We start from the raw sequence: 24586 nt of genomic DNA, 5'->3' as shown, positions 1-24586 counted from the left end.
AAACGAACAATGACTACAACTGCGCAGCATAGTAGCCTCACTCAGCGCTTGAACTCAGGAGTCTTTGCATGTCCGTCCGTCGTACCAAAATCGTCGCTACCCTTGGCCCGGCCAGTAACTCGCCGGAAGTTCTCGAACAGCTGATTCTGGCTGGCCTGGACGTCGCCCGCCTGAACTTCTCCCACGGCACCCCTGATGAGCACAAGGCTCGCGCCAAGCTGGTCCGCGACCTCGCCGCCAAGCACGGCCGCTTCGTCGCCCTGCTGGGTGACCTGCAAGGCCCGAAAATCCGTATCGCCAAATTCGCCAACAAAAAGATCGAGCTGAAGATCGGTGATCAGTTCACCTTCTCCACCAGCCATCCGCTGACCGAAGGCAACCAGCAAGTGGTCGGCATCGACTACCCGGACCTGGTGAAAGACTGCGGCGTCGGCGACGAACTGCTGCTCGATGACGGCCGCGTGGTGATGCGTGTCGACACCGCCACCGCCACCGAACTGCACTGCACCGTAACCATCGGCGGCCCGCTGTCGGACCACAAAGGCATTAACCGTCGCGGTGGCGGCCTGACCGCTCCGGCCCTGACTGAAAAAGACAAGGCCGACATCAAGCTCGCCGCTGAAATGGAAGTCGACTACCTCGCCGTGTCCTTCCCGCGCGATGCTGCCGACATGGAATATGCCCGCAAACTGCGCGACGAAGCCGGCGGCACCGCCTGGCTGGTGGCGAAGATCGAACGCGCCGAAGCCGTGGCCGACGACGAAACCCTCGACGGCCTGATCAAGGCGTCCGACGCGGTGATGGTTGCCCGTGGTGACCTCGGTGTGGAAATCGGCGACGCCGAGCTCGTGGGCATCCAGAAGAAAATCATTCTGCACGCACGCCGCCACAACAAGGCCGTGATCGTTGCGACCCAGATGATGGAGTCGATGATCCAGAATCCGATGCCAACCCGCGCCGAAGTGTCCGACGTAGCCAACGCCGTGCTCGACTACACCGACGCCGTGATGCTCTCGGCCGAATCTGCTGCCGGCCAGTACCCACTGGAAGCCGTGCAGGCCATGGCGCGAATCTGCGTTGGCGCGGAAAAGCACCCGACCAGCAAGACCTCCAGCCACCGTATTGGCAAAGAGTTCGAGCGCTGCGACGAAAGCATCGCGCTGGCCACCATGTACACCGCCAACCACTTCCCGGGCGTGAAAGCGATCATCGCCTTGACCGAAAGTGGCTACACCCCGCTGATCATGTCGCGTATCCGCTCCTCGGTGCCGATCTACGCGTTCACCCCGCACCGCGAAGCCCAGGCTCGTGCTGCGATGTTCCGTGGCGTGTACACCGTACCGTTCGACCCGGCTTCCCTTGCACCGAACGAAGTCAGCCAGAAGGCCATCGACGAACTGGTCAAGCGTGGCGTCGTGGAAAAAGGCGACTGGGTCATCCTGACCAAGGGCGACAGCTTCCACACCACCGGCGGCACCAACGGCATGAAGATCCTGCACGTGGGTGATCCGCAGGTCTGAGTGATCGGTTGCTGAAAATCAAAAGCCCCGGCATGTGAGTGCCGGGGCTTTTTGCTATCTGATCCGTAAATCAGGTTGTCCGCGAAGAGGCCGCTCGAGGCACTGTAAATTCAGTGCCTTTTGATAAACCCGGTCAACGCCGCAATGGCCTCCGGAGACCGCAGGCGCTGGGTGAACAGCTTGCCCTCCTCCTCGACCACTTTACGCAGCAATGCCTGGTCCGGCGCTTTCATCAACTGCTTGCTGATGCGCACGGCTTCCGGGGCCAGGGTTTCGAAACGCAGCGCCACTTCACGGGCTTTGGCCAGGGCTGCCTCGCCACTCTCCAGGGCTCGGGTTGCAATACCCCAGGCGGCTGCCTGCTCGCCAGTGAAAGCCTCGCCCAGCAGCAACAGTTCAGCCGCCTTGGCCTGCCCCAATAGACGCGGAAGGATCAGGCTGGAGCCGAACTCCGGGCACAGCCCGAGATTGACGAATGGCATACGCAATTTTGCATCGGCACTGATATAGACCAGGTCGCAATGCAGCAGCAGCGTTGTGCCAATGCCCACGGCCGCACCCGCCACACCGGCGATCACCGGTTTGCGGCACTCCAGCAGACTGCGCATGAATCGGAACACCGGGCTGTCGAGATCGCTCGGCGGTTCCTGGATGAAGTCGGCGATGTCGTTGCCGGCGGTGAAACATTCGGCACTGCCGGTGATCAGGATCGCGTTGATCTCGGGGTCATTGTCAGCCTGCTGCAGGGCCTCGCCCAGTTGGCTGTACATGGCGCGGGTCAGGGCGTTTTTCTTGTCCGGGCGGTTCAGGCGCAAGGTCAGCAGCCCGCGTTCGCGCTCCAGCAGTATGGCGTCGGTCATGGTGAGTCTCTTCAGAGAAAGTCAGCGTTCAACCACGGGGCAGGAACACGTCGGCCAGCAGTTGGTTGCGCGGCAACCCCGCCAGATACAAGCGCCGGGCAAAGGCATCGACACTGTCAGGGTGGCCGCAGAGTAAGGCCAGGGTTTGCCGGGAAACAAGGCGCAATTGCGCCAAAGCCGCCGCCAGCTCGGCCGCCGTCAGCAGTTCGACTGTCAGGTTGGGGCGATTGCCGGCCAGCGCCGCCAGCGGCTTGGCCAGATAGTGTTCGGTGCTGTCATGGGCCAGGTGCATCACCCGGATCGGCCCCTGGTGATCCTGGCGCAACGCCTCACGCAATACCCCGAACAACGGCGCCAGGCCCGTGCCCGAGGCGAGCAACCACAACGGCCGCTGCTGCCAGTCGGGATCGTAATGCAAGGCGCCGCCACGCAGCTCGCCAAGACGGATCGGATCACCGATCTTCAACTGGCGTGCGGCATCACTGAATGCACCCGGCAAGCGACAATCGAGGTGGAACTCAAGAAAACGGTCTTCCTCCGGCAGGCTCGCCAGCGAATAAGGGCGTGCCACCTGCCCCGCCCATAGCACCAGGTGCTGGCCAGCCTGATAGCGCAGCGGCCGTTCCGGCTGCAGACGCAGGCGCAGCACCGATGAGCTCAGCCAGTCCGCGGCCTCGACCACTGCGGGTGCGCCATCATGCAACGGATCGAACACCGCCACTTGCAGGTCGTCCACCACCTCGCACTGACACGCCAGGCGCCAGCCTTGTTGGCGCTGTTCAGCACTCAGGGCATCCGGTCGACGGTCAATGACCTCTCCGCGCAAGCATTGCACCAGGCACGCGTGACAACTGCCCGCCCGACAGCTGTACGGCACGTTCAGGCCATTGCGGTTCAGGGCATCGAGCAGGTTGCCGCCGACCGCTTCGGTCCAGCGCCGCTCACCGACAATCAGTTCAGGCATCGACGTTTTCCCAGGCGGCGGCGCAACGATTACGGCCGTCACGCTTGGCGCGGTACAGCGCCTGGTCAGCTCGATGCAAGGCGTGATCCAGGTCATCACCTTCACTGAGCAGGGTCATGCCCGCCGACAGGCTCAGGTCGCGAACCCGCAGGCCAATCAGCTCGACATCGACAAAGGCCAGGCGCAGACGCTCGCAGCAAGCCGTCAGGCGCTCGGCATCACAATCAGGTAGTAGCAACACAAACTCCTCACCGCCGTAGCGGGCCAACACGTCGCCCTCACGCAAACAGGCGCTGGCGACGCCCGCAAAGGCTTGCAGCACCTGGTCTCCAGCGGCGTGGCCGTGGACATCATTGATGCGTTTGAAATGGTCCAGATCGATCAGCGCCAGGCCATGGACCACGCCTGCGTCCAGGCTCTGCAATTCACGGGAGGCGAGGCGCAGGAAGTGCCGGCGGTTGAACAATCCGGTCAACTCATCGGTCGCCACCAGGTCTTCAAGTTGCCGCATCATCCCGCGCAATGTGTCCTGATGAGCCTGCAACGCAAACCGGCGCTGACGCATGCGCAAACGCGAAGCCTGCACGTAACTGGCATACAACGCCAGCCAGACAAGCACAATGAACAACACGCACACCTGCAGGACTGCCAGCCCCGGGTCGGCCAGTTGAAAGTGGTAGCCCTCCCAAAGGTTGAGCGCGGCAAAGCTGAAAAGCACCAGGGCCGCACTACGGATAAACGCGCGGCGCGGCAAATGAAACAGGCCGAACAACAGGATCAGCACGTAAAACACCAGGAAAGCGCCACGGGCCGAATCGAGGTGGGCAATCAGCCAGGTTTGCCAGCCTATCCCCAGCAGCACCTGGAGTTGGGTCAGGCTGGGATCGGCGAAGCGCAGGTTGCAACCGGTAAAGAAGATCGCAAATAACACCGACTGGCTGAGCATCACCAGCGCGGTGCCGACCATTGCGCTGCTGACCGAACCCTGGAAATGGCCCGTAAAAATCGCCAGCCATAGCAGCAGGATCGCCAGCGCATAAGTGCCTGTCGCCAGAATAAAGCGCTTGAGCAATAGACTCTGGATCGCGTTATGGGTCAATCGATGACTCACCGTGCAGAGAGGGGGCTGACAAGAGTTTCCTACCCTAGAGGCCTTATGCCACTTTAGTGTTGCTGCTCGAAAATCACCATTCAAATTTTGTGGGGTTGCTAAAAGCTGCCCCGGTCCGGATATGCGACCTTCGTTTGACTGCCGGCGGATGTGCCCGGCGGCGAGGCGAGGTATACTGCCGCGCCTTTTTAGCGTCGCGCCAGCAACCCCGGCGTGCCTTGAAAGGTGTTTGCAGCCGACCGATGCACCCCACTGCAGACACCTTTATTAAATGTTCCCGTCTTTTAGAGGAGCGCGACTCATGACCGTGATCAAGCAAGACGACCTGATTCAGAGCGTTGCTGACGCCCTGCAGTTCATTTCCTACTACCACCCCGTGGATTTCATCCAGGCGATGCACGAGGCCTACCTGCGCGAAGAGTCGCCGGCAGCCCGCGATTCGATCGCCCAGATCCTGATCAACTCGCGCATGTGTGCCACCGGCCACCGCCCGATCTGCCAGGACACCGGCATCGTCACCGTGTTCGTGCGGGTGGGCATGGACGTGCGCTGGGATGGCGCGACCATGAGCCTGGACGACATGATCAACGAGGGCGTGCGGCGCGCCTACAACCTGCCGGAAAACGTCCTGCGTGCTTCCATCCTCGCCGACCCGGCGGGTGCTCGCAAGAACACCAAGGACAACACCCCGGCCGTCATCCACTACTCGATCGTCCCGGGCAACACCGTGGAAGTCGACGTGGCAGCCAAGGGCGGCGGTTCCGAGAACAAGTCGAAAATGGCCATGCTCAACCCGTCCGACTCGATCGTTGACTGGGTGCTCAAGACCGTTCCGACCATGGGCGCTGGCTGGTGCCCGCCGGGCATGCTCGGCATTGGCATCGGCGGCACCGCCGAGAAAGCCGCAGTGATGGCCAAGGAAGTGTTGATGGAGTCCATCGACATCCACGAACTCAAGGCGCGCGGCCCGCAGAACCGTATCGAAGAGATCCGCCTGGAGCTGTTCGACAAGGTCAACCAACTGGGCATCGGCGCCCAGGGCCTGGGTGGCCTGACCACCGTGCTCGACGTCAAGATCATGGATTACCCGACCCACGCCGCCTCCCTGCCGGTGTGTATGATCCCGAACTGCGCCGCCACTCGTCACGCGCACTTCGTGCTCGACGGCTCCGGCCCGGCCGAACTGGAAGCGCCGTCGCTGGACGCCTACCCGGAAATCGTCTGGGAAGCTGGCCCGTCGGCCCGTCGCGTCAACCTCGACACCCTGACCCCGGAAGAAGTGCAGAGCTGGCAGCCAGGCGAAACCGTCCTGCTCAACGGCAAAATGCTCACCGGTCGCGACGCGGCGCACAAGCGCATGGTCGAGATGCTGAACAAGGGCGAAACCCTGCCGGTGGACCTCAAGGGTCGCTTCATCTACTACGTCGGCCCGGTTGATCCGGTGCGCGAAGAAGTGGTTGGCCCTGCTGGCCCGACTACCGCGACGCGGATGGACAAGTTCACCCGCCAGATCCTCGAGCAAACCGGCCTGCTGGGCATGATCGGCAAGTCCGAGCGTGGCCCGACCGCGATCGACGCGATCAAGGACCACAAGGCGGTCTACCTGATGGCAGTCGGCGGTGCGGCGTACCTGGTGGCGCAAGCCATCAAGAAGTCGCGTGTGGTGGCCTTCGCCGAACTGGGCATGGAAGCGATCTACGAGTTCGACGTCAAGGACATGCCGGTCACCGTTGCGGTGGACAGCAAGGGCGAGTCGGTGCACATCACCGGCCCGGCCATCTGGCAGCAGAAAATCAGTGAAAGCCTGGCGGTAGAAGTGCAGTAAGCGCTTCAACCCGTGGCACCGAAGCCGCGCTGTCTACCCGGACAGCGCGGCTTTTTTGTGCCGGATCGATTGCTCGGGACAAAGGTTACCGAATGGTTCAGGACTGCCGTGGAACAGGCTTTCATAAGGCCCTGCATGCTATGGTGCGCACCCTGACTTGCAGCCCGTGCCCACCGCATGCCGACCCTTTCTCGTTTCCTGCGCCTGTCGCTGTCTGTCCTGCTGATCGTGGCCGGAGCGGTGCTGGTGGCCATCCTCGCCATGCGCCATGCCGAACGTCAGGCACAGGAAGACGATGCCGAGCGCGCCAATCAGCAACTGGCGCTGTACGCCAACTCGTTGCACACCCTGATCGAACGCTACCGCGCCTTGCCGGCCGTCCTGGCCCTGGACCCGGAGTTGCGTTCGGCGTTGGCCGGCCCCGTGAGCCCGCCACAGCAAGACTCGCTGAACGGCAAGCTGGAAAAGATCAACGGGGCGGCCGAGTCCTCCACCCTGGAACTGCTCGACCGCACAGGCCTGGCGGTTGCTGCCAGCAACTGGCGCCTGCCCAGCAGTTACGTCGGCCATAACTACGGCTTTCGCCCCTATTTCAATCAGACCCGCAGCCAGGGCAACGGACGCTTTTATGCCGTGGGCGTTACCAGCGGCATCCCCGGTTACTTTCTGTCCAGCGCCGTCCTTGGCGACAACGGCGAGTTTCTCGGGGCGATGGTGGTGAAGCTCGAGTTCCCGCAACTGGAGCGCGAATGGCGGCAGGGCAGCGATACCCTGCTGGTCAGCGATGCCCGGGGCATTGTGTTCATCGCCAATCAGCCCGGCTGGCGCTATCGTCTGTTACAAAGTCTATCGGATACCGACCGTGCCGAACTCGCCGCCACCCGCCAGTACGACAAACAAACGCTCACGCCTTTGAACCATGAGCTGATCCGACGGTTCGACGCCAACAGCTACCTGGCCCAGGTCGACGGCCCGGAAGGCGCGATGCCCTACCTGTGGGAATCGCTGCCGCTGGGCTCCGAAGGCTGGACCCTGCACCTGCTGCGCCGGCCCCAGGTGGCCTTCGAGGACCTGCGCAATGCCGGGCTGGCGGCCGCGGGCCTGTGGCTGACCCTGGTGTTTCTGTTGTTGTTCCTCAGCCAGCGCTGGCGCCTCGCCAAGTTACGTCAGCGCAGTCGCGAAGAACTGGAGCGCCTGGTCGAGGAGCGAACTCGGGATCTGCGCACCGCCCAGGACGGCCTGGTGCAGTCCGCCAAACTGGCGGCGCTGGGGCAGATGTCGGCAGCGCTGGCCCATGAGATCAACCAGCCGCTCACCGCACAGCGTATGCAACTGGCGACCTTGCGCCTGCTACTCGAGCATGGCCGGGTCGACGACGCGTATAAGGCATTGAAACCGGTGGATGACATGCTGACACGCATGGCCGCCCTCACCGGCCACCTGAAAACCTTCGCCCGCAAAAGCCCCAGCGGCCTGCGCGAACCGCTGGACCTGGCGGCGGTGGTCGATCAATCCCTGTTGCTGCTTCAGGCGCGCCTGCGTGATGAACAGATTGAAACCACCGTCTACCTGAGCCGTCCGGCCTGGGTGCGTGGCGATGCCATTCGTCTCGAGCAAGTGCTGATCAACCTGCTGCGCAACGCCCTCGACGCCATGCACGACAAACCGCTCAAGCGCCTGCAGATTCGCCTGGAGGCCGACCAGCAACTGTGGCGTCTGGAAGTCAGCGACAGTGGCGGCGGCATCAGCGAACAGGACCTGCCGAACGTGTTCGATCCCTTCTTCACCACCAAGCCGGTGGGTGATGGGCTAGGGTTGGGACTGGCCGTATCCTTTGCCATCGTCCACGAACTCGGTGGACGCCTGAATGCTGAAAATCGCGGTGACGGTGCCTGCTTCAGCGTCACGCTGCCCATCGACCTGGAGGCCCGGATTCAATGTTGAACTCAGTGATGGTGGTCGATGACGAGCGCAGCATTCGTGACGCTGTCGAGCAATGGCTGAGCCTGTCCGGGTTCTCGGTGCAACTCTTCAGTCGCGCCGAGGAATGCCTGGCGCAATTGCCGGAGAATTTCCCCGGGGTCATCCTCAGCGATGTGCGCATGCCAGGTCTTGGCGGCCTGGAGTTGCTGGCCAGGGTGCGAAAGCAGGATGCCGATCTTCCGGTGATCCTGTTGACCGGACACGGTGATGTGCCGATGGCGGTGGAGGCCATGCGCGACGGGGCCTATGACTTCCTCGAAAAACCCTTCAGCCCCGAGACCCTGCTCAACAGCCTGCGCCGGGCGCTGGACAAGCGCCGGCTGGTCCTGGAAAACCGCGCCCTGCATGAGCAGGCCGACAACCGCAACAGACTCGAGGCCAGCCTGCTCGGCGTATCCCCGGGTCTGCAGACCCTGCGCCGGCAAGTCCTGGACCTTGCCGCGCTACCGGTCAACGTGCTGATCCGCGGTGAGACCGGCAGCGGCAAGGAGTTGGTTGCGCGCTGCCTGCACGACTTCGGGCCTCGGGCCGACAAGCCCTTCGTGGCCTTGAACTGTGCGGCGATACCCGAGCAACTGTTTGAGGCCGAGCTGTTCGGCCACGAAAGCGGCGCCTTCACCGGCGCCCAGGGCAAGCGCATCGGCAAACTGGAGTACGCCGACGGCGGCACCCTGTTCCTCGACGAAATCGAGAGCATGCCGCTGGCGCAACAGGTGAAACTGCTGCGGGTGCTGCAGGAACAGAAACTCGAACGCCTGGGGGCCAATCAGAGCATCACCGTGGACTTGCGGATCATTGCCGCGACCAAGCCCGACCTGCTGGACGAAGCCCGCGCCGGACGCTTTCGCGAAGACCTGGCGTACCGCCTGAACGTCGCGCAATTACGTTTGCCGCCGTTGCGCGAGCGCCGCGAAGACATTCCCCTGCTCTACGCCCACTTCGCCCAGACCGCGGCGCAACGCTTGGGGCGCAACGTCGAGCCCTTGGGCGGGGCGCAATTGAGCCGGCTGTTGAGCCACGACTGGCCGGGCAACGTACGCGAACTGGCCAACGTTGCCGAGCGACAGGTACTTGGCCTGGGTGAACCGGAACCCGACGGCATCGCTCCCGGCCAATCCCTCGCCGCCCAACAAGAGGCGTTCGAAGCGCAATGCCTGCGTGCGGCATTGACCCGGCACAAGGGCGATGTGAAAGCGGTGCTCGAAGAACTGCAACTGCCACGCCGGACCTTCAATGAAAAGATGCAGCGGCATGGCCTGACACGCGAGATGTTCCTCAGCTGATTGATCGGCGGATTTCCGCTCATGCCCAAGTCGCCAACAAGCGGATTTCCGCTCACAGAAACACCTTAACCCCTCTAAACCGGCCTTCTTAGAGTTGGCACAACTCCTGCTATAGCCCCTGCAGGCTGCGCTTCTGCGCGCTCCACAAAAACAATGACACGAAGGATCCTCATGGATAACTCACAAACCCTGTCTGGCGGGGCTGCCGCTGCCACTGCGTCTGCCAAACCAAGAACCACCGCCAGCCGCATCAAATCGATCTTCAGCGGATCGGTGGGCAACATGGTCGAGTGGTACGACTGGTACGTCTACGCTGCCTTCTCCCTGTACTTCGCAAAAACCTTCTTCCCTGCCGGTTCGACCACCGCCCAGTTGATGAACACTGCGGCGATCTTCGCCGTTGGCTTTCTGATGCGCCCGATCGGTGGCTGGCTGATGGGCCTGTACGCCGACAAAGTCGGACGCAAGAAGGCCTTGATGGCCTCGGTCTATCTGATGTGCTTCGGCTCCCTGCTGATCGCCTTGAGCCCGGGCTATGAAACCATCGGCATCGGTGCGCCGATCCTGCTGATCTTCGCGCGCTTGCTGCAAGGCCTGTCGGTCGGCGGCGAGTATGGCACCTCGGCCACCTACCTCAGCGAGATGGCGACCAAGGAACGTCGCGGCTTTTTCTCCAGCTTCCAGTACGTGACCCTGATCTCCGGCCAGCTCATCGCGCTGGGCGTGCTGATCCTGCTGCAGAACGTCCTGACCACCGAGCAGTTGTATGCCTGGGGCTGGCGTATCCCGTTCGCCATCGGCGCGCTGTGTGCGGTCGTGGCGCTCTACCTGCGTCGTGGCATGGAAGAAACCGAGTCGTTCACCAAAAAGGAAAAATCCAAGGAAAGCGCGATGCGCACCTTGATGCGTCACCCCAAGGAACTGCTGACCGTCGTCGGTCTGACCATGGGCGGCACCCTGGCGTTCTACACCTACACCACCTATATGCAGAAGTACCTGGTGAACACGGTGGGCATGAGCATCAGCGATTCGACCACCATTTCGGCGGCCACGCTGTTCCTGTTCATGTGCCTGCAGCCGATCATCGGCGGCCTGTCGGACAAGATCGGCCGTCGTCCGATCCTGATCGCCTTCGGTGTCCTGGGGACCCTGTTCACCGTGCCGATCCTGATGACCCTGCACACCATTCAGACCTGGTGGGGCGCGTTCTTCCTGATCATGGCCGCGCTGATCATCGTCAGCGGCTACACCTCGATCAACGCCGTGGTCAAGGCCGAACTGTTCCCGACCGAAATCCGCGCCCTGGGTGTCGGCCTGCCGTACGCACTGACCGTTTCCCTGTTCGGCGGTACCGCTGAATACATCGCCCTGTGGTTCAAGAGCATCGGCATGGAAACCGGCTACTACTGGTACGTCACCGCGTGCATCGCCGTGTCGTTGGTGGTCTATGTGACCATGAAGGACACCCGCAAGCACTCGCGTATCGAAACCGACTGATCCCCTTCTCGCCGGCCTGCCGGCGAACCCTGCACGGCGGTGTGTCCGACACACCGCCATCGCAACTTCCCGCCTCCCGCACATCTTCTGCCAACTGCCGCGAGCCGATTAATCGTCCGTTAATTGCGCCTTGGCATTCTGTTGTCATCTGAATCCCTATCGACGTCCTGCTCGCCGCTCGCCTTTCGCGACGACATAGACATCGATTAATTCGATAGATAAAGGCAATTTTTTGCGCTTTTTAATCAAATTCATCCGCGTAGTATGAACTCCATACCCCACGCACAAAACGTCAACGAACCTGGAGCACACACCATGAAAACCAAACTGATCCTTGCCCTGACCCTCTCCGTACTGGCCGCCAACACCTTCGCCGCCGATGGTTTTGACCGCACCGGTTCCGCTATCGCCGCTGATGGTTATGACCGTACGGGTGCCGCCACTGTCGCTGCAGATGGCTTCGACCGCACAGGTTCCGCCACCGTCGCTGAAGATGGCTTCGACCGCACCGGTTCCGCCACTGTCGCTGAAGATGGCTTCGACCGCACCGGTTCCGCCACCGTCGCTGAAGATGGCTTCGACCGCACCGGCTCCGCCACCGTCGCTGAAGATGGCTTCGACCGCACCGGTTCCGCCACCGTCGCTGAAGATGGCTTCGACCGCACCGGTTCCGCCACCGTCGCCCAGGACGGCTTCGATCGCACCGGTTCGGCTTCCATCAGCTGAATCCTGGTTGCGGCATCACAGCCCGGCTTCGGCCGGGCTTAGTCTTTTTGCCCCAAGCCATCCCGCTGGAATTAACCGCTCTAGCCCGGCACTATGGCAGCCCTCGCCCTTCCTGGAACCGACGCCATGCCTGACGACATTCATTTCTACGAGCCCGCCCTGGGTCACGGCCTGCCCCATGACCCGTTCAATGCCATCGTCGGCCCTCGCCCCATCGGCTGGATTTCTTCGCAGGATGCCCAGGGCCAGTTGAATCTGGCGCCCTACAGCTTTTTCAACGCGTTCAACTACATCCCGCCGATCATCGGGTTCTCCAGCGTGGGCCGCAAAGACAGCCTGAACAACATCGAGCAGACCGGTGAGTTCGTCTGGAACCTGACCACTCGCCCCCTCGCCGAACAGATGAACCAGAGCTGTGCGATGGTCCCCGCCGACGTCAACGAATTCGAACTGGCCGGGCTGACCCCGGTGGCGTCGAAAATCATTCAGGTACCGCGCGTCGCCGAAAGTCCGGTGTCCTTCGAATGCAAGGTCACGCAGATCATTCAGTTGCAGCGGGCGGATGGCAACGTGGTGCCGAGCTGGCTGATCCTCGGCGAAGTAGTCGCCGTACATATCGCCAAGTGGCTGCTCAAGGATGGAATCTACGACACCGCCGCGGCAGAACCGATTCTGCGCGGCGGCGGTCCGGCGGATTATTTCCAGCTGGGCCCGGAGGCCCTGTTCAAGATGTACCGTCCGGGGGCTACCAGGGCCTGAACCTGGTTTTTACCAAACCAGCTCGCCGTCTTCGTTGACGTCTTTCAACAGTGCCAGTTGCTGCTCGGCCGCCAGGTCGGCATCAAGGGCGGTCTTGAAGGTCTGGTCGACGAGGACCTTGTTGAAGCGCGGGGCGCCCATGCCACCGAGTGCCTTGACGGCGATGGCGGCGGTGTAACCTGTGTCACCGCGCACAGCGGCGGAAACGGCTTCGAACTGGGCAAACTCTTTACGTGCCATGTTGCGGATCCTGGCCAATGGAAAGTCGGCCATTCTAAACCGTCAACTGGCCCATTGCTGCACGGCCGGTGCATCGGCCAAGCGATAACTGCCACGGGCCTGCTCGGCCGAGACGTCACTGAAGGTGTGTAAGTCCAGGCTATTAACCACCAACTCCTGCACCAACTCACTGAACACCACCATCGCCGGGCTGCTGAAATAGGCAGTCATCGCCGTTTGATCGACCCAAAACCCGGAGACCAGCCACAGCTCGGGATCACACAGCGACTGCTGCAACGCAAAGTGCAGGCAACCCTTGGCCTGGCGCGATGGCTCGATCAGGCTGCTCAGACGCGCGCCCAACTCCAAGGAGCGACCTGCTTGGGCTCGGACAAACGCCATATGGCTGACGGGGATTTGAATGGACATGTTCGACGCTCCCTGGGGTGTATAAGCAGCAGCCTGAGAGAAGCTGCGACAGGAACCGAGATTAAGCGAGTGGCTCAAGGCCCGTTAGTCGATTCCTGCCGGCTTGTTGCACAATCCTGCAGCCACTCACTAAAAGCCCTTCATCCGCTGTCCACCTCCGCATTAACGGCTCAGTAGCGTTTCAAGCAACCTCCACTGCCTGTTACGGCTATTCCATGCAGCAGATCTCTTGTTCCAGCAGAATCAGGCAAGATTGCGACAGGATCTGCCTACCACCCGATCTTGCACAAATTTAAGCTATACCTCTGTCACCTGCCTTGCCGAGGAGCACCCATGTCATCCCAGGAATGCATCCATGCCCCGCTGGACGCCAACATGGAAAAGCAGCGCGAGGAGCTCTCGGCAATTATCCGTCGCAACACCTGCGAGGACGGCAGCTATGCCACCGCCATCAGTTCATTGATCCTTTCGCGCCACAGCCAACCCCACACCTTTGCCCCGGTGCTTGCACAACCAGCGCTGTGCATCATGGCCCAGGGTCGCAAGCAAGTGCGGCTGGTGGACGAGGTGTTCGACTACGACCCGCTCAACTACCTGGTGGTCTCGGTGTCAATGCCCCTCAGCGGGCAGATTGTGGACGTTTCGCCCGAGGCGCCGATCCTCGCCGTACGCCTGGACATCGACCCGGCGGAAATCACCGCCTTGATCGCCGACGCGGGCCCCCTCGGCGTGCCCACCCGTCCCGCCGGGCGCGGCTTGTATGTCGAGCAGTTGGATCAGCCAATGCTCGACGCAGTGCTGCGCCTGGCGCGCCTGCTGGACACGCCGAAAGACATCGCCATGCTGGCGCCGCTGATACGCCGCGAAATTCTCTATCGTCTGCTGCGCAGTCCCCAGGGCCATCGGCTGTACGAAATCGCGATTGCCAATAGCCAGAGTCATCGCATCAGCCAGGCGATCAAATGGCTCAACGGCAACTACGAGCAGCCGCTGCGCATCGACGACCTGGCCAGGGAAGTGAACCTCAGCGTGTCGACCCTGCACCATCGTTTCAAGGCAATGACCGCCATGAGCCCGCTGCAGTATCAGAAGCAACTGCGCCTGCAAGAGGCACGGCGGTTGATGCTGGCCGAAGGTCTCGACGCCTCGGCCGCCGGTTACCGGGTCGGCTACGAAAGCCCCTCGCAGTTCAGCCGCGAATACAGCCGGCTGTTCGGCGCCCCGCCGTTGCGGGATCTGGCGCGGTTGCGGCTGTCGGTCTGATCTGGTTTCTTTGCAAGCAGTACCGGCCCCATCGCGAGCAGGCTCGCTCCTACAATAGTTAGTGGTGAACACAAAACCTGTAGGAGCAGCCCGGGCGGCGTTCCGCTGCTCGCGATGAGGCCAGCAATAACACCCTAAAATCCGGATCAGGCCCCGAGCACCCGACACGCCTCCACCGGCAAGGTCACCGACACCGGATTGCCAATACCCAAACCAATCCCCTGACACGGCGTACTCAGCGCCGTAAACGATACCCCGGAACACTCCACCGTGGTCTCGATGGTCGCGCCGATATCGCGCACAAACGTCACCTTGCCCAACAACCGATTGCCGGCCGTGGCCTGTGGCGCCGACAGTTGCAGGTCTTCCGGACGAATCAGCATCTTCACTTTTTCCCCGGCCACAATGCTGCTGCAGATCGGCACTTGCAGCGCATCACCACCCGGCAGACTGACCCTGCCGTTACCCAGCACCGTGGCCGGGAAGATGTTGCCGGAACCGATGAAATCCGCGACAAACTCGTTGGCCGGATGCCGGTAGATCTCGATCGGCGTGCCGATCTGCTGGATCCGATGCTCACCCAGGACGACCACGATATCGGCCATGGTCATGGCTTCACGCTGGTCGTGAGTGACCATGATGGTGGTGATGTTCAGCCGTTGCTGCAGTTGGCGGATTTCCACCTGCATCGACTCGCGCAGCTTGGCGTCGAGCGCCGACAGCGGCTCGTCGAGCAGCAGGATTTTTGGGTGTGAGGCGATCGCCCTGGCAATCGCCACACGCTGGCGCTGGCCGCCGGACAACTTGGCCACCGGGCGATTGATCATCGCTTGCAGCTGGATCAGCTCCAGCAACTCCACCACCCGCGCCTGCTGCTCGGCCTTGCTCACGCCGCGCAATTTCAACGGATAAGCGATGTTCTCGCCCACGCTCATGTGCGGGAACAGCGCCAGGGATTGAAACACCATGCCGAAATTGCGCTGATGTGCCGGGGTGTTGCCGATGTCTTCGCCGTCCAGGCGAATTTCCCCGCCACTCAGGGTTTCCAGGCCGGCGATCATCCGCAGCAAGGTGGTTTTGCCGCAGCCCGAAGGCCCGAGAAAACACACCAGCTTGCCCTCGGGCAGGTGCAGGTTGACGTCCTTGACCGCGCAGGCCGAGCCGTAGTGCTTTTCGACGTTTTCCAGAATCAGACCAGTCATGTACATCACCTCCAGCATCAAAACGAAACGCCGCCTTCACCCACCAGCTTCTCCAACGCCCAAATCAGGACGAAGTCGATCAGCACAATGAGCACGGCAAAGGAAAATACGGTGGGGTCCAGCGAGGACACGGTGCGGCTGTACATCCAGATCGGCACCGTCATCACATCGATGGTGTAGAGGAAGTAGGTCACGGTGAATTCGTTGAACGAGACGATGAACGCCAGCAGCATCCCGGCGAGGATCCCCGATTTCATCAGCGGTACCACCACATCGAACATCGCCCGGGTCGGCGAGGCGCCGAGCATCTGAGCGGCCTCTTCGACCTCGGTGCCGATCGACAGCATCGCCGCCGTGCAGTTTTTCACCACGAACGGCAACGCCAGGATTACGTGGGCGATCACCAGACGCGAGGTGGTCATCTGGAACGGCAGGCTGTCGAACACCAGCAGCAGGGCCAGGCCCAGCACCACCATCGGGAACACCAGTGGCAGCGACATCAGTTGCAGGGCCACGGCCTTGCCGCGGAACTCGCAGCGAGTCAGGGCATAGGCTGCAGGCACCGCAATCAGCGTGGCAAAGACCATGGTCAGGCACGACACCATGAGGCTGGTGGTCATCGCCTTGCCCAGGCTCAGCACATCGCTGGCGTCCGGTGAAACGAAGGTGTGCCAGGCCGCCTTGTACCATTGCAGGCTGTAGCTGCTTGGCGGGAAGTCGAGGTTGGAGGCGCCACTGAAGGACATGACGATCATGGTCAGGATCGGCAATACCGCCAGCAGCAGGATGAAGCCCGAGAGGATCCCGGCGAACTTGCCGCTGTCGCCGGGCAGCAGCGACTGACGCTTTTTGATCAGGGTGCTCATTGCGAAGTCTCCAGCAGGCGCCGACGACGGCCAGTGATGTATTCGGACAAGGTCATGATCGCCAACGTGGTGACGATCAGCACCACCCCGGCGGCGGAGGCGGCGGGCCAGTTCATCAGCGGCGCGATCTGGTCGTGCACCATCACCGCAAGCATCGGCACTCGGCGGCCACCGAGCAGCAAGGGCACGACGAAGCTGCTGGCGTTGTAGGCGAACACCAGGGTCGCGCCGGTGATGATCCCCGGCAGGCTCATCGGCAGCACCACCTGACGGAACACCTGCAGGCGGCTGGCACCGAGGGTTGCGGCGGCCTCTTCGTAACTGCGCGACACCCCGCGCATGGCGCTGGCAATCGGCAGCACGGCCAAGGGGAAGGCGGTCTGCACCAGGCCCATCAACACGCCGTTCTGGTTGTACAGCAGCATGATCGGTCGCTTGATCAACCCCAGGCCCATCAGCGCCTGGTTGAGCATCCCGCCCGGCCCGAGAATCACCAGCCAGCCGTAGCTTTGCAGCAACAGGTTGACCAGCAGCGGCAACAGCACCGCGGCGAGAAAGATCCGTCGCACGAAGGGCGAGGTCAGGCGCGACATGGTGTACGCCACCGGAATCGCCAGCAGCACGGCGATCACCGCACTGATCAGCGCCAGGCGCAGGGTCAACAGCAACGACTTGAGGTAATACGGTTCCAGCAGTTGGGCATAACTGGCGAGGCTGAATCCGCTCCACTCGGCGCCCTTGGTGCCCACGCTCATGCGCAGCACCAGCAGGCTGGCGGCGATCAATACGCCGAGAAACAGCATCGAGGGCGAAAGGAAAAACCAGGCGCGGGTGGTGGGCGAAAAGCCGGATGTCGCGCGCACGGGGGCAACACTCACCACGTGGGTCAGGGGTTGGTGTTCCATAGCAAAGGTCTCGTCAATGGAAAGCGGCTGATGAACAAAAGACCTCCAGACGCATGGGTCCCCTTGTGGGAGCAGCCCGGGCTGCTCCCACAGAGGATCTTCAGTGTTTGAAGATCCTGTGTTCGTCAATCAGGAAGAAAAGATTTCCGTGTAACGACGAATCCATTGGTCATGCACGCTCGCCAGGAAGGCGTTGTCGTGCATGATCGCCTTCTCGGCGATCTGCTCCGGCGTCAGGATGTAAGGGCTCTTGCGCGCTTCGGCGGAGATGATTGCCTTGGCGTTGACCGGGCCGTTGAAGATGTCTTCGGCCATTTTGCCCTGGACCAGCGGGTCCAGCGAATGGTCGATAAAGGCGTAGGCCAGGTCGGTATCGCCGGGACGATTCTTCGGCATCACCGAGAGCATCAGGTCGGTGTAGAAGCCTTCCTTCATACCGAAGGTGGCACCCAGACCATAGGCCGGATCGCGGATCTGTTTCGGGAAGAACGCCGGGGCGTACAGGCCGCCCATGTCCAGCGAGCCGGTGCGAAACAGTTCGGCGATCTGGTTGGGGTTTTCGCCCAGGGTCACCACCCGATCCTTGAGCTCGGCGAGCTTTTTGAAGCCCGGCTCGATGTTGTGTTCGTCACCACCTGCGAGTTTCGCGGCGATGATGATCAGGTCCATGGCCTCGGTCCAGTTCGGTGGCGGCAGGAAGATGTTTGGCGCCAGGTCGGCATCCCACAGCGCGGCGTAACTGCTCGGCGCCTCCTGCAGGGTACGGGTGCTGTAGACCAGGCTGTTGCACCACAGCAGGTAGCCGATGCCGTGGCCACCGGCGCCGGTGCGGTATTTCTCCGGCACGTCGAGCAGGTTGGGGATGCGATTGAGGTCGGGTTTTTCCAGCAGCCCGGCGGCGGCCAGACCTTCGGCGCCGACCCCGGCCAGGGTGATGATGTCGTATTGCGGACGATCGCCACCGGCCTTGAGTTTGGCGACCATTTCCGAGGTGCTGCCGGTGCGGTCGGCGATCACCTTGGCACCGGTCTTGGCTTCGAAAGTCGCAGCAATGTTGCGCAGCGCCGCCAGCCCGGTGTCGTCGGACCAGGTCAACAGCCGCAGGGTCTTGCCCTGGAAGCGTGTGTCGCTGGCACTGGCACGGATAAACGGCATGCTCATGGCCGCCGCAGCGACCGAAGCGACACCCACGGTCTTGATGAATTGCCTTCTGTTCAGGTCATGCTGGCCCATGGAGGACTCCCTTTATTGTTGTAGGTATAAGGTGGCTGCATCCCTTGCGACTGCATCTCCAATCCGCCGCCAGGCCCCGCACAGCAGGGGCTCTGGCGGCATCCGCAGGCACATCCTGAGGGCCTGCAAAACGCGCAACAATCGATAAAAAATCATTGGAGCCATGTCGCCGATGCATGCCTGGCGAGCAGGCATGCACGGCACTCAAATGGCGCGGACCACGTGCTTGATTTCCTGAAATGCCTGCAAGCCCCACGGACCCAATTCGCGACCGATGCTGCTCTGCTTGTAGCCGCCCCAGGCGGTCTGCGGGAAGATCACCTGCGGCGCGTTGATCCACACCAACCCTGCCTGCAGGGCATTGGCGATGCGCTCGGCGTTGTGCGGATCGCCACTGACCACACTGGCCACCAGACCGAAAGGGCTGTCGTTGGCCAAGGCGATAGCCTCCTGTTCACTGGCAAAACTGCGCACACAGAGCACCGGGCCGAAGATCTCTTCGCACCACAACGCACTGTCCAGAGGCACTTCACTGAAAATCGTCGGCTGCAAAAAGTAGCCACGTGGCAGGTCCGCCGGACGCCCGCCACCGCACACCAATCTGGCCCCGGCGCTCAGGCCGCGATCGATGTGGCCGAGCACCCGCTGGTACTGCGCCTGATTAACCAGCGCGCCCATTTCCACGTCAGCCGCGAACGGATCCGCGACCCGGATAGCCTCGGCGCGAGCCTTCAAGCGCTGGAGGAATTCGTCCGCCAACTCGTCGGCCACCAGCACCCGGCTGGTGGCGGAACACATCTGTCCGGCGTTGAAAAATCCGCCCCCGCTGGCCAGTTCCACGGCCAGGTCGAGGTCGGCATCGGCCATCACCAGCAGCGAGGATTTACCGCCCAGCTCCAGGCTCACGCCCTTGACGGTTTCCGCCGCGCGCTGCATGACCTGGACCCCGACCGCATTACTGCCGGTAAATGAAATCTTCGCCAGCCGGGGATCGCCGGACAGCGGCGCACCGACCGCCAGCCCCGTACCGCAGACCAGGTTGAACACGCCTTTGGGTAAGCCACTCTCGGCGATGATCGCCGCCAGTTCCAGCTCCGGCAGCGGCGTGACTTCCGACGGTTTGAGTACCACGCAGCATCCGGCAGCCAGCGCCGGCGCGAGCTTCCATGCGGTGGTGACCATGGGGAAATTCCACGGCACGATCAGCCCGACCACACCGCAGGGTTCACGACGCACCCGCGCGGCGAACTCGTCGCTGGGCAGTGGCACCTCGCGGTCCTGACTAGCGTCGAGGCTTTCAGCCAGGCCGGCGTAGTACTCGAAAGTGGCGATCACATCGTCGACGTCGATGCCGGCTTCGAACTGTGGTTTGCCGTTGTTGCTCGACTGCAAAAACATCAGCCGTTCGCGGCGTGCCTGAACACCGCTGGCAATCGCCCGCAGGATCGCCCCGCGCTCGGCGCCGGTGCTGTTCGACCAGTCGGCAAACGCAGCACTGGCGGCGCTCACAGCCTGGTCGACCGCGTGCTCATCACCGCCGTTGACCGTGGTCAGCAGGGCTTCGGTGGCCGGGTTGATCACCCGCAAGTGCTCGGCGCCCGCCGACCATTGGCCATCGATGTAGAGTCCGTCCAGATTGATCGGGAAGCTCATGCCGACACCGCCTGCATCCACTGGTTCTGGTCGATTTCAATCAGGCTTGGGCCCTGGCGATCGACAGCGGCACGCAAGGCCTGACGCAGTTCGTCCACGCCATCGACTGCCAACGCAGCGCAACCCAGGCCCTTGGCCACGGTGATGAAATCCGGGGTATAGATGTCGACGCCAACCGGTTCGATGGCACGGTTGACCATGTATTTCTTGATCTCTTCGTAGCCCTGGTTATTCCACAGCAGGACGATCACCGGCGTGCGCGCCTCGACGGCGCTGGCCAGTTCCGGCAAGGTGAACTGCAGGCCGCCGTCGCCGATCAGACACACCACCGGCGGGCGATTGTCACGGCTGCTGCCGCCACCGAGCCACGCGCCGATTGCGGCTGGCAGTGCGTAGCCAAGGGTGCCGTAGCCGGTGGACGAGTTGAACCAGCGTCGTGGGCGTTCCGGGTTGAAGGTCAGGTTGCCGGTGTACACCGGTTGGGTCGAATCGCCGACGAACACCGCCTCGGGCAGGGTGTCCTGCACGGTCTGCAAAAACAGGGTCTGGGCCTGGGTCGGCGCATCCCACAGGGTCGCCAGTTCGGTGCGCAGGCTGGCCGCTCGGGTCGGCCCCCAATTAGCAGTGCGTGGCGCCAACGGGTGCTTGGCAATACCGTCGAGCAAGGCCTGGGCAGCGCTTTGTGCATCAGCGACCAATGCCACTTGCGGTGTGTAGTTGCGCACCGTCTGGTCCGGATCGATGTCGACACGCAGCAACGTGCCGGGAATCTCGAAGCCGCCGGCGAAGGTCACGTCGTAGTCGGTTTCCGCCAGCTCGGTGCCGATCGCCAGGACCACGTCAGCGTCCGCCACCAGGGCACGGGTAGCCACCAGAGTCTGGGTCGAACCGATCAGCAGCGGGTGACTGGACGGCAACATGCCTTTGGCATTGATGGTCAAGGCCACCGGTGCTTCCAGCTGTTCGGCCAGACGCGTCAGTTCAGGCGCGGCATCGATTGCCCCGCCACCGGCGAGAATCAACGGACGCTTGGCATTGGCCAGCAGCTCGCTCATACGTGCCACGGCCGATGGTGCGGCACCGGCGCGGGCGATGCTGACGGGTTGGCTGGACAGCAGCGCATCGGCGTCTTCCACCAACACATCCAGCGGGATCTCGATGTGCACCGGGCGCGGACGACCGGCCTGGAACAGGGCAAAAGCGCGGGCCAGCACCGCCGGCAATTCGGCCGCCGACATCAGCGTGTGGGAGAACGCCGCCACGCCCGCCACCAGTGCGCCTTGGTTCGGCAGCTCATGCAGCTTGCCGCGACCGCCGCCCAACTGGCTACGCGACTGCACACTGGAGATCACCAGCATCGGGATCGAGTCAGCATAAGCCTGGCCCATGGCGGTGGTGATATTGGTCATACCCGGGCCGGTGATGATGAAGCACACACCCGGTTTGCCGCTGGTGCGCGCATAGCCGTCGGCCATGAAACCGGCGCCCTGTTCGTGGCGCGGGGTGACATGGTTGATGCTCGAACGGGCCAGCCCACGATACAGCTCGACGGTATGCACCCCGGGAATGCCGAACACCTGCTCGACCCCGTAGCCTTCGAGTAACTTGACCAATACTTCGCCGCACGTCGCCATGTCTTTTGCCTTCTTGTTCGTTGAGACGCTGACCCCGCGCGGCACTCACAACTGCGCGGCGGAGTTCAGTCATGGCGTTATTGGAACGGTCCGCGGGTAGCCGCAACAATCGATAAAAAGTCATACTCGCCATGTCCTCACCTCATGCCTTGGCGTCCCATGAAACGACTTCCACCCCTGCCCGCCCTGCACACCTTCCTGATCACTGCCCAGTGCTGCAATTTCACCCGGGCGGCTGAGCAGTTGCATATCACCCAGGGTGCGGTGAGCCGACAGATCGGTGGGCTGGAAGAGCACTTGGGCTACGCGCTGTTTCATCGCCAGGCCCGGGGCTTGAGCCTGACCGCTGAAGGTCTGGAATGGCTGCCGCGAATCCAGCAGGTGTTCGGCTTGATTGATGAGGCGGTGGAACAGGTCGGCGCGCACCGCGACACCCTGCAACTCAAGGCACCGACTTGCGTCATGCGTTGGCTGTTGCCGCGCTTGCTGCAATGGCAGAAAGAACGCCCGGATGTGCCAGTGGAGCTGACCACCACGGTGCAACACGGGATCGATTTCCATCGCGAAGAATTCGACGCCGCAGTGGTGTACGGCGCGCCACCGGATGGTGCGCTGGCGTCACTGCGGCTGTTCGACGAACAGCTGACACCGGTCTGCTCCCAGCCGCTGCTGGACGGTCCCGTACCGCTGCGCAGCCCGGCGGATCTCGAGCGCCATCTGCTGCTGCATCCAACCCGCGATCAGCGTGACTGGAAAGCCTGGCTCAAGGCGGCCGAGGTCAATCTCAGCACCGTGGGCAGGGGCCAGAACTTCGAAACCCTCGATCTGGCGATGTCGGTGGCATCACAGGGCACGGGGGTGGCGATTGGTGATTGGTCGTTGATCGGCGATGACCTGAGTGCCGGACGGCTGGTCATGCCTTTTGATTTGAAAGTGCGCACCGGGCTGGCGTACTACCTGGTGTTCCCGCACAAACCCGGGCCTTCGCCCAGGTTGCGCGAGTTGCTCGACTGGTTGGTGGTGCAGGCGCAGTCGCGCTGAGATCAGTCAGTAGCCGACGGTGAAACGCTGACGCGAATGCACCGGTTTTTCCACTTCATCGAGCAGAGCAATTGCGAAGTCGGCGAAGCTGATCTGGCTCTGGCCTTCGCCATCCACCAGCAAGTGCTCCTTGCCCAGACGGAAGGTGCCACGGCGCTCGCCTTCGACGAACAGTGCCGACGGAGAGAGGAAGCTCCAATCCAGCTCTTGCTCCTGACGCAAGGCCTCGAGGAACTGCGCGCCAGCACTGGCTTCAGCCTTGTACTCGGCAGGGAAATTTGGCGCGTCGATCACCCGGCTACCATCGGGCAGCAACAGCGACCCGGCACCGCCGACCACCAGCAGCCGCTTGACCCCGGCCTGCTTGACCGGCCCGATCACAGCGCTGGCAGGAATCGTCGCGAAATGCGCCGCGCTGATGACCACATCATGACCGGTCACGGCCGCTTGCAACGCCTGCGCATCGAGCACGTCGACGTTTTTGCTGACCACGCCCGCACGCTCGCCGAGTTTTGACGTGTCACGGGCAATGGCTGTAACGCTATGGCCGCGACGCAAGGCTTCTTCCAACAGTTGGCTACCGGCACGGCCCGTGGCACCAATGATTGCGATTTTGCTCATAAAGTTCTCCAGTGACTCAAGTGGGTAAAGAACGTTTTCACCACTGCATTTCGCCTTTGGCGACTTTGGCGCTCAGTTCCAGGGAGCTTTCCTCGCCCAGACCCGGATAACGTTTTTTCATCGCCGCAATCAGCTCGGCGGAATTCCTGGCCTTGGCGGTTTCTTCATCGAACGCGCGGATGTAGTCGGCGGTGAACTGCACCGCCTTCAACGAACGCGAGCTGTCGCCGAGGTAATGACCGGGAACCAGGGTGTTCGGTTGCAGCGCCTTGATGCTGTCCAGGGTGGTCAGCCAATCGGCATGAGACTGCACGCTTTGCGTGTCGGCCATCCACACGTGAATGTTTTCCGCGACCACCACGCCACCGACCACCGCCTTGATCGACGGGATCCAGACGAAGCTGCGATCCGGCTGCTTGCCGTCCAGGCCAATGACCTCCAGGGTCTTGCCTTCCAGGGTCAGGCTATGGCCCTGGAGTACCTCCGGCACGATGGTTTTGCCTGGCTTGTCGGCGCCCATTTTCGGGCCCCAGAACGCTACTTTGCCGTCGACGGTTTTCTTGATGTGCTCCACCGTTGGCTGCGAGGCCAGCACTTGGGCGTCGGGGAAAGCGGCGGTCAGGGTGTCCAGGCCAAAGTAGTAGTCCGGGTCACCGTGGCTGATGTAGATGGTGGTCAGGTGCTTGCCGCTGGCACGGATTTTCTCCACCACCTGTTGCGCCTGGGCCTTGCCGAATTGGGCGTCCACCAGGATCGCGTCTTTCTCGCCGCTGACCAGCACCGAACTGACCGGGAAGATCGCGTGGGTTCCCGGGTTATAGACGTCCAGGGTCAATTCGCTGCTGGCCAGTGCATGGGCCGCAAAACCAAAGAGGCTGGCAGCCAGCAGTAGGCGCTTGAGAGGGGGGAATCCGATCATGCTGTTGCTCCGTAAACGATGGGCCGTGATGGGCGATGGGGAACAGCTTAGTTGCCTGGCTCAGTACAAAAAA

Annotated in this window: 22 protein-coding genes; 9 read left to right on the top strand and 13 right to left on the bottom strand. The window is 62.4% G+C overall.

Features of this window, described 5'->3' with window-relative positions; all coding sequences use genetic code 11:
* Positions 1 to 68: 68 nt before the first annotated feature.
* On the top strand, positions 69 to 1520 hold the full coding sequence (pyk, locus tag NR126_RS06730; RefSeq protein ID WP_027619791.1) for a pyruvate kinase: 1452 nt from the start codon (positions 69 to 71) through the stop codon (positions 1518 to 1520).
* Between the two features lie 110 nt (positions 1521 to 1630).
* On the opposite strand, the gene NR126_RS06725 is transcribed toward pyk, so the two are convergent.
* From NR126_RS06725 to NR126_RS06715, 3 genes are read right to left on the bottom strand one after another with little or no spacing between them, the layout of a single operon-like run.
* The gene (locus tag NR126_RS06725; RefSeq protein WP_027619790.1) at positions 1631 to 2380 is read right to left on the bottom strand and encodes an enoyl-CoA hydratase; all 750 of its coding nucleotides are present in this window, start codon (positions 2378 to 2380) and stop codon (positions 1631 to 1633) included.
* Positions 2381 to 2408: 28 nt separating this feature from the next.
* The gene (locus tag NR126_RS06720; RefSeq protein ID WP_105753884.1) at positions 2409 to 3344 is read right to left on the bottom strand and encodes an iron-sulfur-binding ferredoxin reductase; all 936 of its coding nucleotides are present in this window, start codon (positions 3342 to 3344) and stop codon (positions 2409 to 2411) included.
* The gene (locus NR126_RS06715; protein ID WP_027619788.1) at positions 3337 to 4443 is read right to left on the bottom strand and encodes a diguanylate cyclase; all 1107 of its coding nucleotides are present in this window, start codon (positions 4441 to 4443) and stop codon (positions 3337 to 3339) included. The genes NR126_RS06720 and NR126_RS06715 overlap by 8 nt, the downstream gene beginning before the upstream one ends.
* Positions 4444 to 4756: 313 nt before the next feature.
* Here NR126_RS06715 and NR126_RS06710 point away from each other — a divergent pair, with 313 nt between their 5' ends.
* The 6 genes from NR126_RS06710 to NR126_RS06685 all read left to right on the top strand — a co-directional run bounded on the left by NR126_RS06710 (position 4757) and on the right by NR126_RS06685 (position 12528).
* Entirely contained in the window at positions 4757 to 6280 is a 1524-nt protein-coding gene (locus tag NR126_RS06710) for a fumarate hydratase (RefSeq protein WP_027619787.1), read from the top strand.
* A 177-nt stretch (positions 6281 to 6457) separates the two neighbouring features.
* A complete protein-coding gene (locus NR126_RS06705; protein WP_256829928.1) occupies positions 6458 to 8224 on the top strand; it encodes an ATP-binding protein in 1767 nt (588 codons plus the stop codon).
* Positions 8218 to 9546, top strand: a complete 1329-nt coding sequence (locus NR126_RS06700; protein WP_256829927.1) for a sigma-54 dependent transcriptional regulator — start codon at positions 8218 to 8220, stop codon at positions 9544 to 9546. Before NR126_RS06705 ends, NR126_RS06700 begins: the two co-directional genes overlap by 7 nt.
* 171 nt (positions 9547 to 9717) lie before the next feature.
* Positions 9718 to 11043 (top strand): MFS transporter, encoded by a 1326-nt coding sequence (locus tag NR126_RS06695; protein ID WP_027619784.1) that lies wholly within the window; start codon positions 9718 to 9720, stop codon positions 11041 to 11043.
* A gap of 315 nt (positions 11044 to 11358) precedes the next feature.
* Positions 11359 to 11769: a heme utilization protein gene (locus NR126_RS06690; protein WP_256829926.1), complete on the top strand. Its 411-nt coding sequence runs from the start codon at positions 11359 to 11361 to the stop codon at positions 11767 to 11769.
* Between the two features lie 126 nt (positions 11770 to 11895).
* A complete protein-coding gene (locus NR126_RS06685) occupies positions 11896 to 12528 on the top strand; it encodes a flavin reductase family protein (RefSeq protein WP_256829925.1) in 633 nt (210 codons plus the stop codon).
* 9 nt (positions 12529 to 12537) lie between these two features.
* Here the strand turns inward: NR126_RS06685 and NR126_RS06680 are convergent, their stop codons facing one another.
* Positions 12538 to 12801, bottom strand: a complete 264-nt coding sequence (locus NR126_RS06680; RefSeq protein ID WP_033866292.1) for a hypothetical protein — start codon at positions 12799 to 12801, stop codon at positions 12538 to 12540.
* A 9-nt stretch (positions 12802 to 12810) separates the two neighbouring features.
* Complete coding sequence (locus tag NR126_RS06675) at positions 12811 to 13176, bottom strand: putative quinol monooxygenase (RefSeq protein WP_027619781.1); 366 nt, start codon at positions 13174 to 13176, stop codon at positions 12811 to 12813.
* Positions 13177 to 13509: 333 nt separating this feature from the next.
* Between NR126_RS06675 and NR126_RS06670 the strand changes: the two genes are divergently transcribed.
* Entirely contained in the window at positions 13510 to 14439 is a 930-nt protein-coding gene (locus NR126_RS06670) for an AraC family transcriptional regulator (protein WP_027619780.1), read from the top strand.
* A 146-nt stretch (positions 14440 to 14585) separates the two neighbouring features.
* On the opposite strand, the gene NR126_RS06665 is transcribed toward NR126_RS06670, so the two are convergent.
* The 6 genes from NR126_RS06665 to NR126_RS06640 form a co-directional block, all read right to left on the bottom strand.
* The gene (locus tag NR126_RS06665) at positions 14586 to 15641 is read right to left on the bottom strand and encodes an ABC transporter ATP-binding protein (protein WP_027619779.1); all 1056 of its coding nucleotides are present in this window, start codon (positions 15639 to 15641) and stop codon (positions 14586 to 14588) included.
* A 17-nt stretch (positions 15642 to 15658) separates the two neighbouring features.
* On the bottom strand, positions 15659 to 16507 hold the full coding sequence (locus tag NR126_RS06660) for an ABC transporter permease (protein WP_027619778.1): 849 nt from the start codon (positions 16505 to 16507) through the stop codon (positions 15659 to 15661).
* The gene (locus NR126_RS06655; RefSeq protein ID WP_027619777.1) at positions 16504 to 17412 is read right to left on the bottom strand and encodes an ABC transporter permease; all 909 of its coding nucleotides are present in this window, start codon (positions 17410 to 17412) and stop codon (positions 16504 to 16506) included. The genes NR126_RS06660 and NR126_RS06655 overlap by 4 nt, the downstream gene beginning before the upstream one ends.
* 129 nt (positions 17413 to 17541) lie before the next feature.
* Positions 17542 to 18645 (bottom strand): ABC transporter substrate-binding protein, encoded by a 1104-nt coding sequence (locus NR126_RS06650; protein ID WP_256829924.1) that lies wholly within the window; start codon positions 18643 to 18645, stop codon positions 17542 to 17544.
* Between the two features lie 204 nt (positions 18646 to 18849).
* Positions 18850 to 20298: an aldehyde dehydrogenase family protein gene (locus NR126_RS06645; protein WP_027619775.1), complete on the bottom strand. Its 1449-nt coding sequence runs from the start codon at positions 20296 to 20298 to the stop codon at positions 18850 to 18852.
* Positions 20295 to 21932: a 5-guanidino-2-oxopentanoate decarboxylase gene (locus NR126_RS06640; RefSeq protein WP_256829923.1), complete on the bottom strand. Its 1638-nt coding sequence runs from the start codon at positions 21930 to 21932 to the stop codon at positions 20295 to 20297. Before NR126_RS06640 ends, NR126_RS06645 begins: the two co-directional genes overlap by 4 nt.
* A 159-nt stretch (positions 21933 to 22091) precedes the next feature.
* Between NR126_RS06640 and NR126_RS06635 the strand changes: the two genes are divergently transcribed.
* Complete coding sequence (locus NR126_RS06635) at positions 22092 to 22973, top strand: LysR substrate-binding domain-containing protein (RefSeq protein WP_105753893.1); 882 nt, start codon at positions 22092 to 22094, stop codon at positions 22971 to 22973.
* Between the two features lie 6 nt (positions 22974 to 22979).
* On the opposite strand, the gene NR126_RS06630 is transcribed toward NR126_RS06635, so the two are convergent.
* The gene (locus NR126_RS06630) at positions 22980 to 23594 is read right to left on the bottom strand and encodes an NAD(P)-dependent oxidoreductase (protein ID WP_256829922.1); all 615 of its coding nucleotides are present in this window, start codon (positions 23592 to 23594) and stop codon (positions 22980 to 22982) included.
* Positions 23595 to 23631: 37 nt separating this feature from the next.
* A complete protein-coding gene (locus NR126_RS06625; protein WP_256829921.1) occupies positions 23632 to 24513 on the bottom strand; it encodes an MBL fold metallo-hydrolase in 882 nt (293 codons plus the stop codon).
* Positions 24514 to 24586 lie beyond the last annotated feature (73 nt).

Origin of the sequence: Pseudomonas sp. Pse1 (assembly GCF_024519635.1) — a bacterium.
GTDB lineage: Bacteria > Pseudomonadota > Gammaproteobacteria > Pseudomonadales > Pseudomonadaceae > Aquipseudomonas.
The sequence above is the reverse complement of the archived record's forward strand: the minus strand, read 5'-3'. Positions and strand labels throughout refer to the sequence as shown.

Bases quoted from the DNA above. Each gene is read 5' to 3' on its own strand.
- pyk (WP_027619791.1), top strand. From the start codon at position 69: ATGTCCGTCCGTCGTACCAAAATCGTCGCTACCCTTGGCCCGGCCAGT.
- NR126_RS06725 (WP_027619790.1), bottom strand. From the start codon at position 2,380: ATGACCGACGCCATACTGCTGGAGCGCGAACGCGGGCTGCTGACCTTG.
- NR126_RS06720 (WP_105753884.1), bottom strand. From the start codon at position 3,344: ATGCCTGAACTGATTGTCGGTGAGCGGCGCTGGACCGAAGCGGTCGGC.
- NR126_RS06710 (WP_027619787.1), top strand. From the start codon at position 4,757: ATGACCGTGATCAAGCAAGACGACCTGATTCAGAGCGTTGCTGACGCC.
- NR126_RS06705 (WP_256829928.1), top strand. From the start codon at position 6,458: ATGCCGACCCTTTCTCGTTTCCTGCGCCTGTCGCTGTCTGTCCTGCTG.
- NR126_RS06700 (WP_256829927.1), top strand. From the start codon at position 8,218: ATGTTGAACTCAGTGATGGTGGTCGATGACGAGCGCAGCATTCGTGAC.
- NR126_RS06695 (WP_027619784.1), top strand. From the start codon at position 9,718: ATGGATAACTCACAAACCCTGTCTGGCGGGGCTGCCGCTGCCACTGCG.
- NR126_RS06690 (WP_256829926.1), top strand. From the start codon at position 11,359: ATGAAAACCAAACTGATCCTTGCCCTGACCCTCTCCGTACTGGCCGCC.
- NR126_RS06685 (WP_256829925.1), top strand. From the start codon at position 11,896: ATGCCTGACGACATTCATTTCTACGAGCCCGCCCTGGGTCACGGCCTG.
- NR126_RS06680 (WP_033866292.1), bottom strand. From the start codon at position 12,801: ATGGCCGACTTTCCATTGGCCAGGATCCGCAACATGGCACGTAAAGAG.
- NR126_RS06675 (WP_027619781.1), bottom strand. From the start codon at position 13,176: ATGTCCATTCAAATCCCCGTCAGCCATATGGCGTTTGTCCGAGCCCAA.
- NR126_RS06670 (WP_027619780.1), top strand. From the start codon at position 13,510: ATGTCATCCCAGGAATGCATCCATGCCCCGCTGGACGCCAACATGGAA.
- NR126_RS06665 (WP_027619779.1), bottom strand. From the start codon at position 15,641: ATGACTGGTCTGATTCTGGAAAACGTCGAAAAGCACTACGGCTCGGCC.
- NR126_RS06660 (WP_027619778.1), bottom strand. From the start codon at position 16,507: ATGAGCACCCTGATCAAAAAGCGTCAGTCGCTGCTGCCCGGCGACAGC.
- NR126_RS06655 (WP_027619777.1), bottom strand. From the start codon at position 17,412: ATGGAACACCAACCCCTGACCCACGTGGTGAGTGTTGCCCCCGTGCGC.
- NR126_RS06650 (WP_256829924.1), bottom strand. From the start codon at position 18,645: ATGGGCCAGCATGACCTGAACAGAAGGCAATTCATCAAGACCGTGGGT.
- NR126_RS06645 (WP_027619775.1), bottom strand. From the start codon at position 20,298: ATGAGCTTCCCGATCAATCTGGACGGACTCTACATCGATGGCCAATGG.
- NR126_RS06640 (WP_256829923.1), bottom strand. From the start codon at position 21,932: ATGGCGACGTGCGGCGAAGTATTGGTCAAGTTACTCGAAGGCTACGGG.
- NR126_RS06635 (WP_105753893.1), top strand. From the start codon at position 22,092: ATGAAACGACTTCCACCCCTGCCCGCCCTGCACACCTTCCTGATCACT.
- NR126_RS06630 (WP_256829922.1), bottom strand. From the start codon at position 23,594: ATGAGCAAAATCGCAATCATTGGTGCCACGGGCCGTGCCGGTAGCCAA.
- NR126_RS06625 (WP_256829921.1), bottom strand. From the start codon at position 24,513: ATGATCGGATTCCCCCCTCTCAAGCGCCTACTGCTGGCTGCCAGCCTC.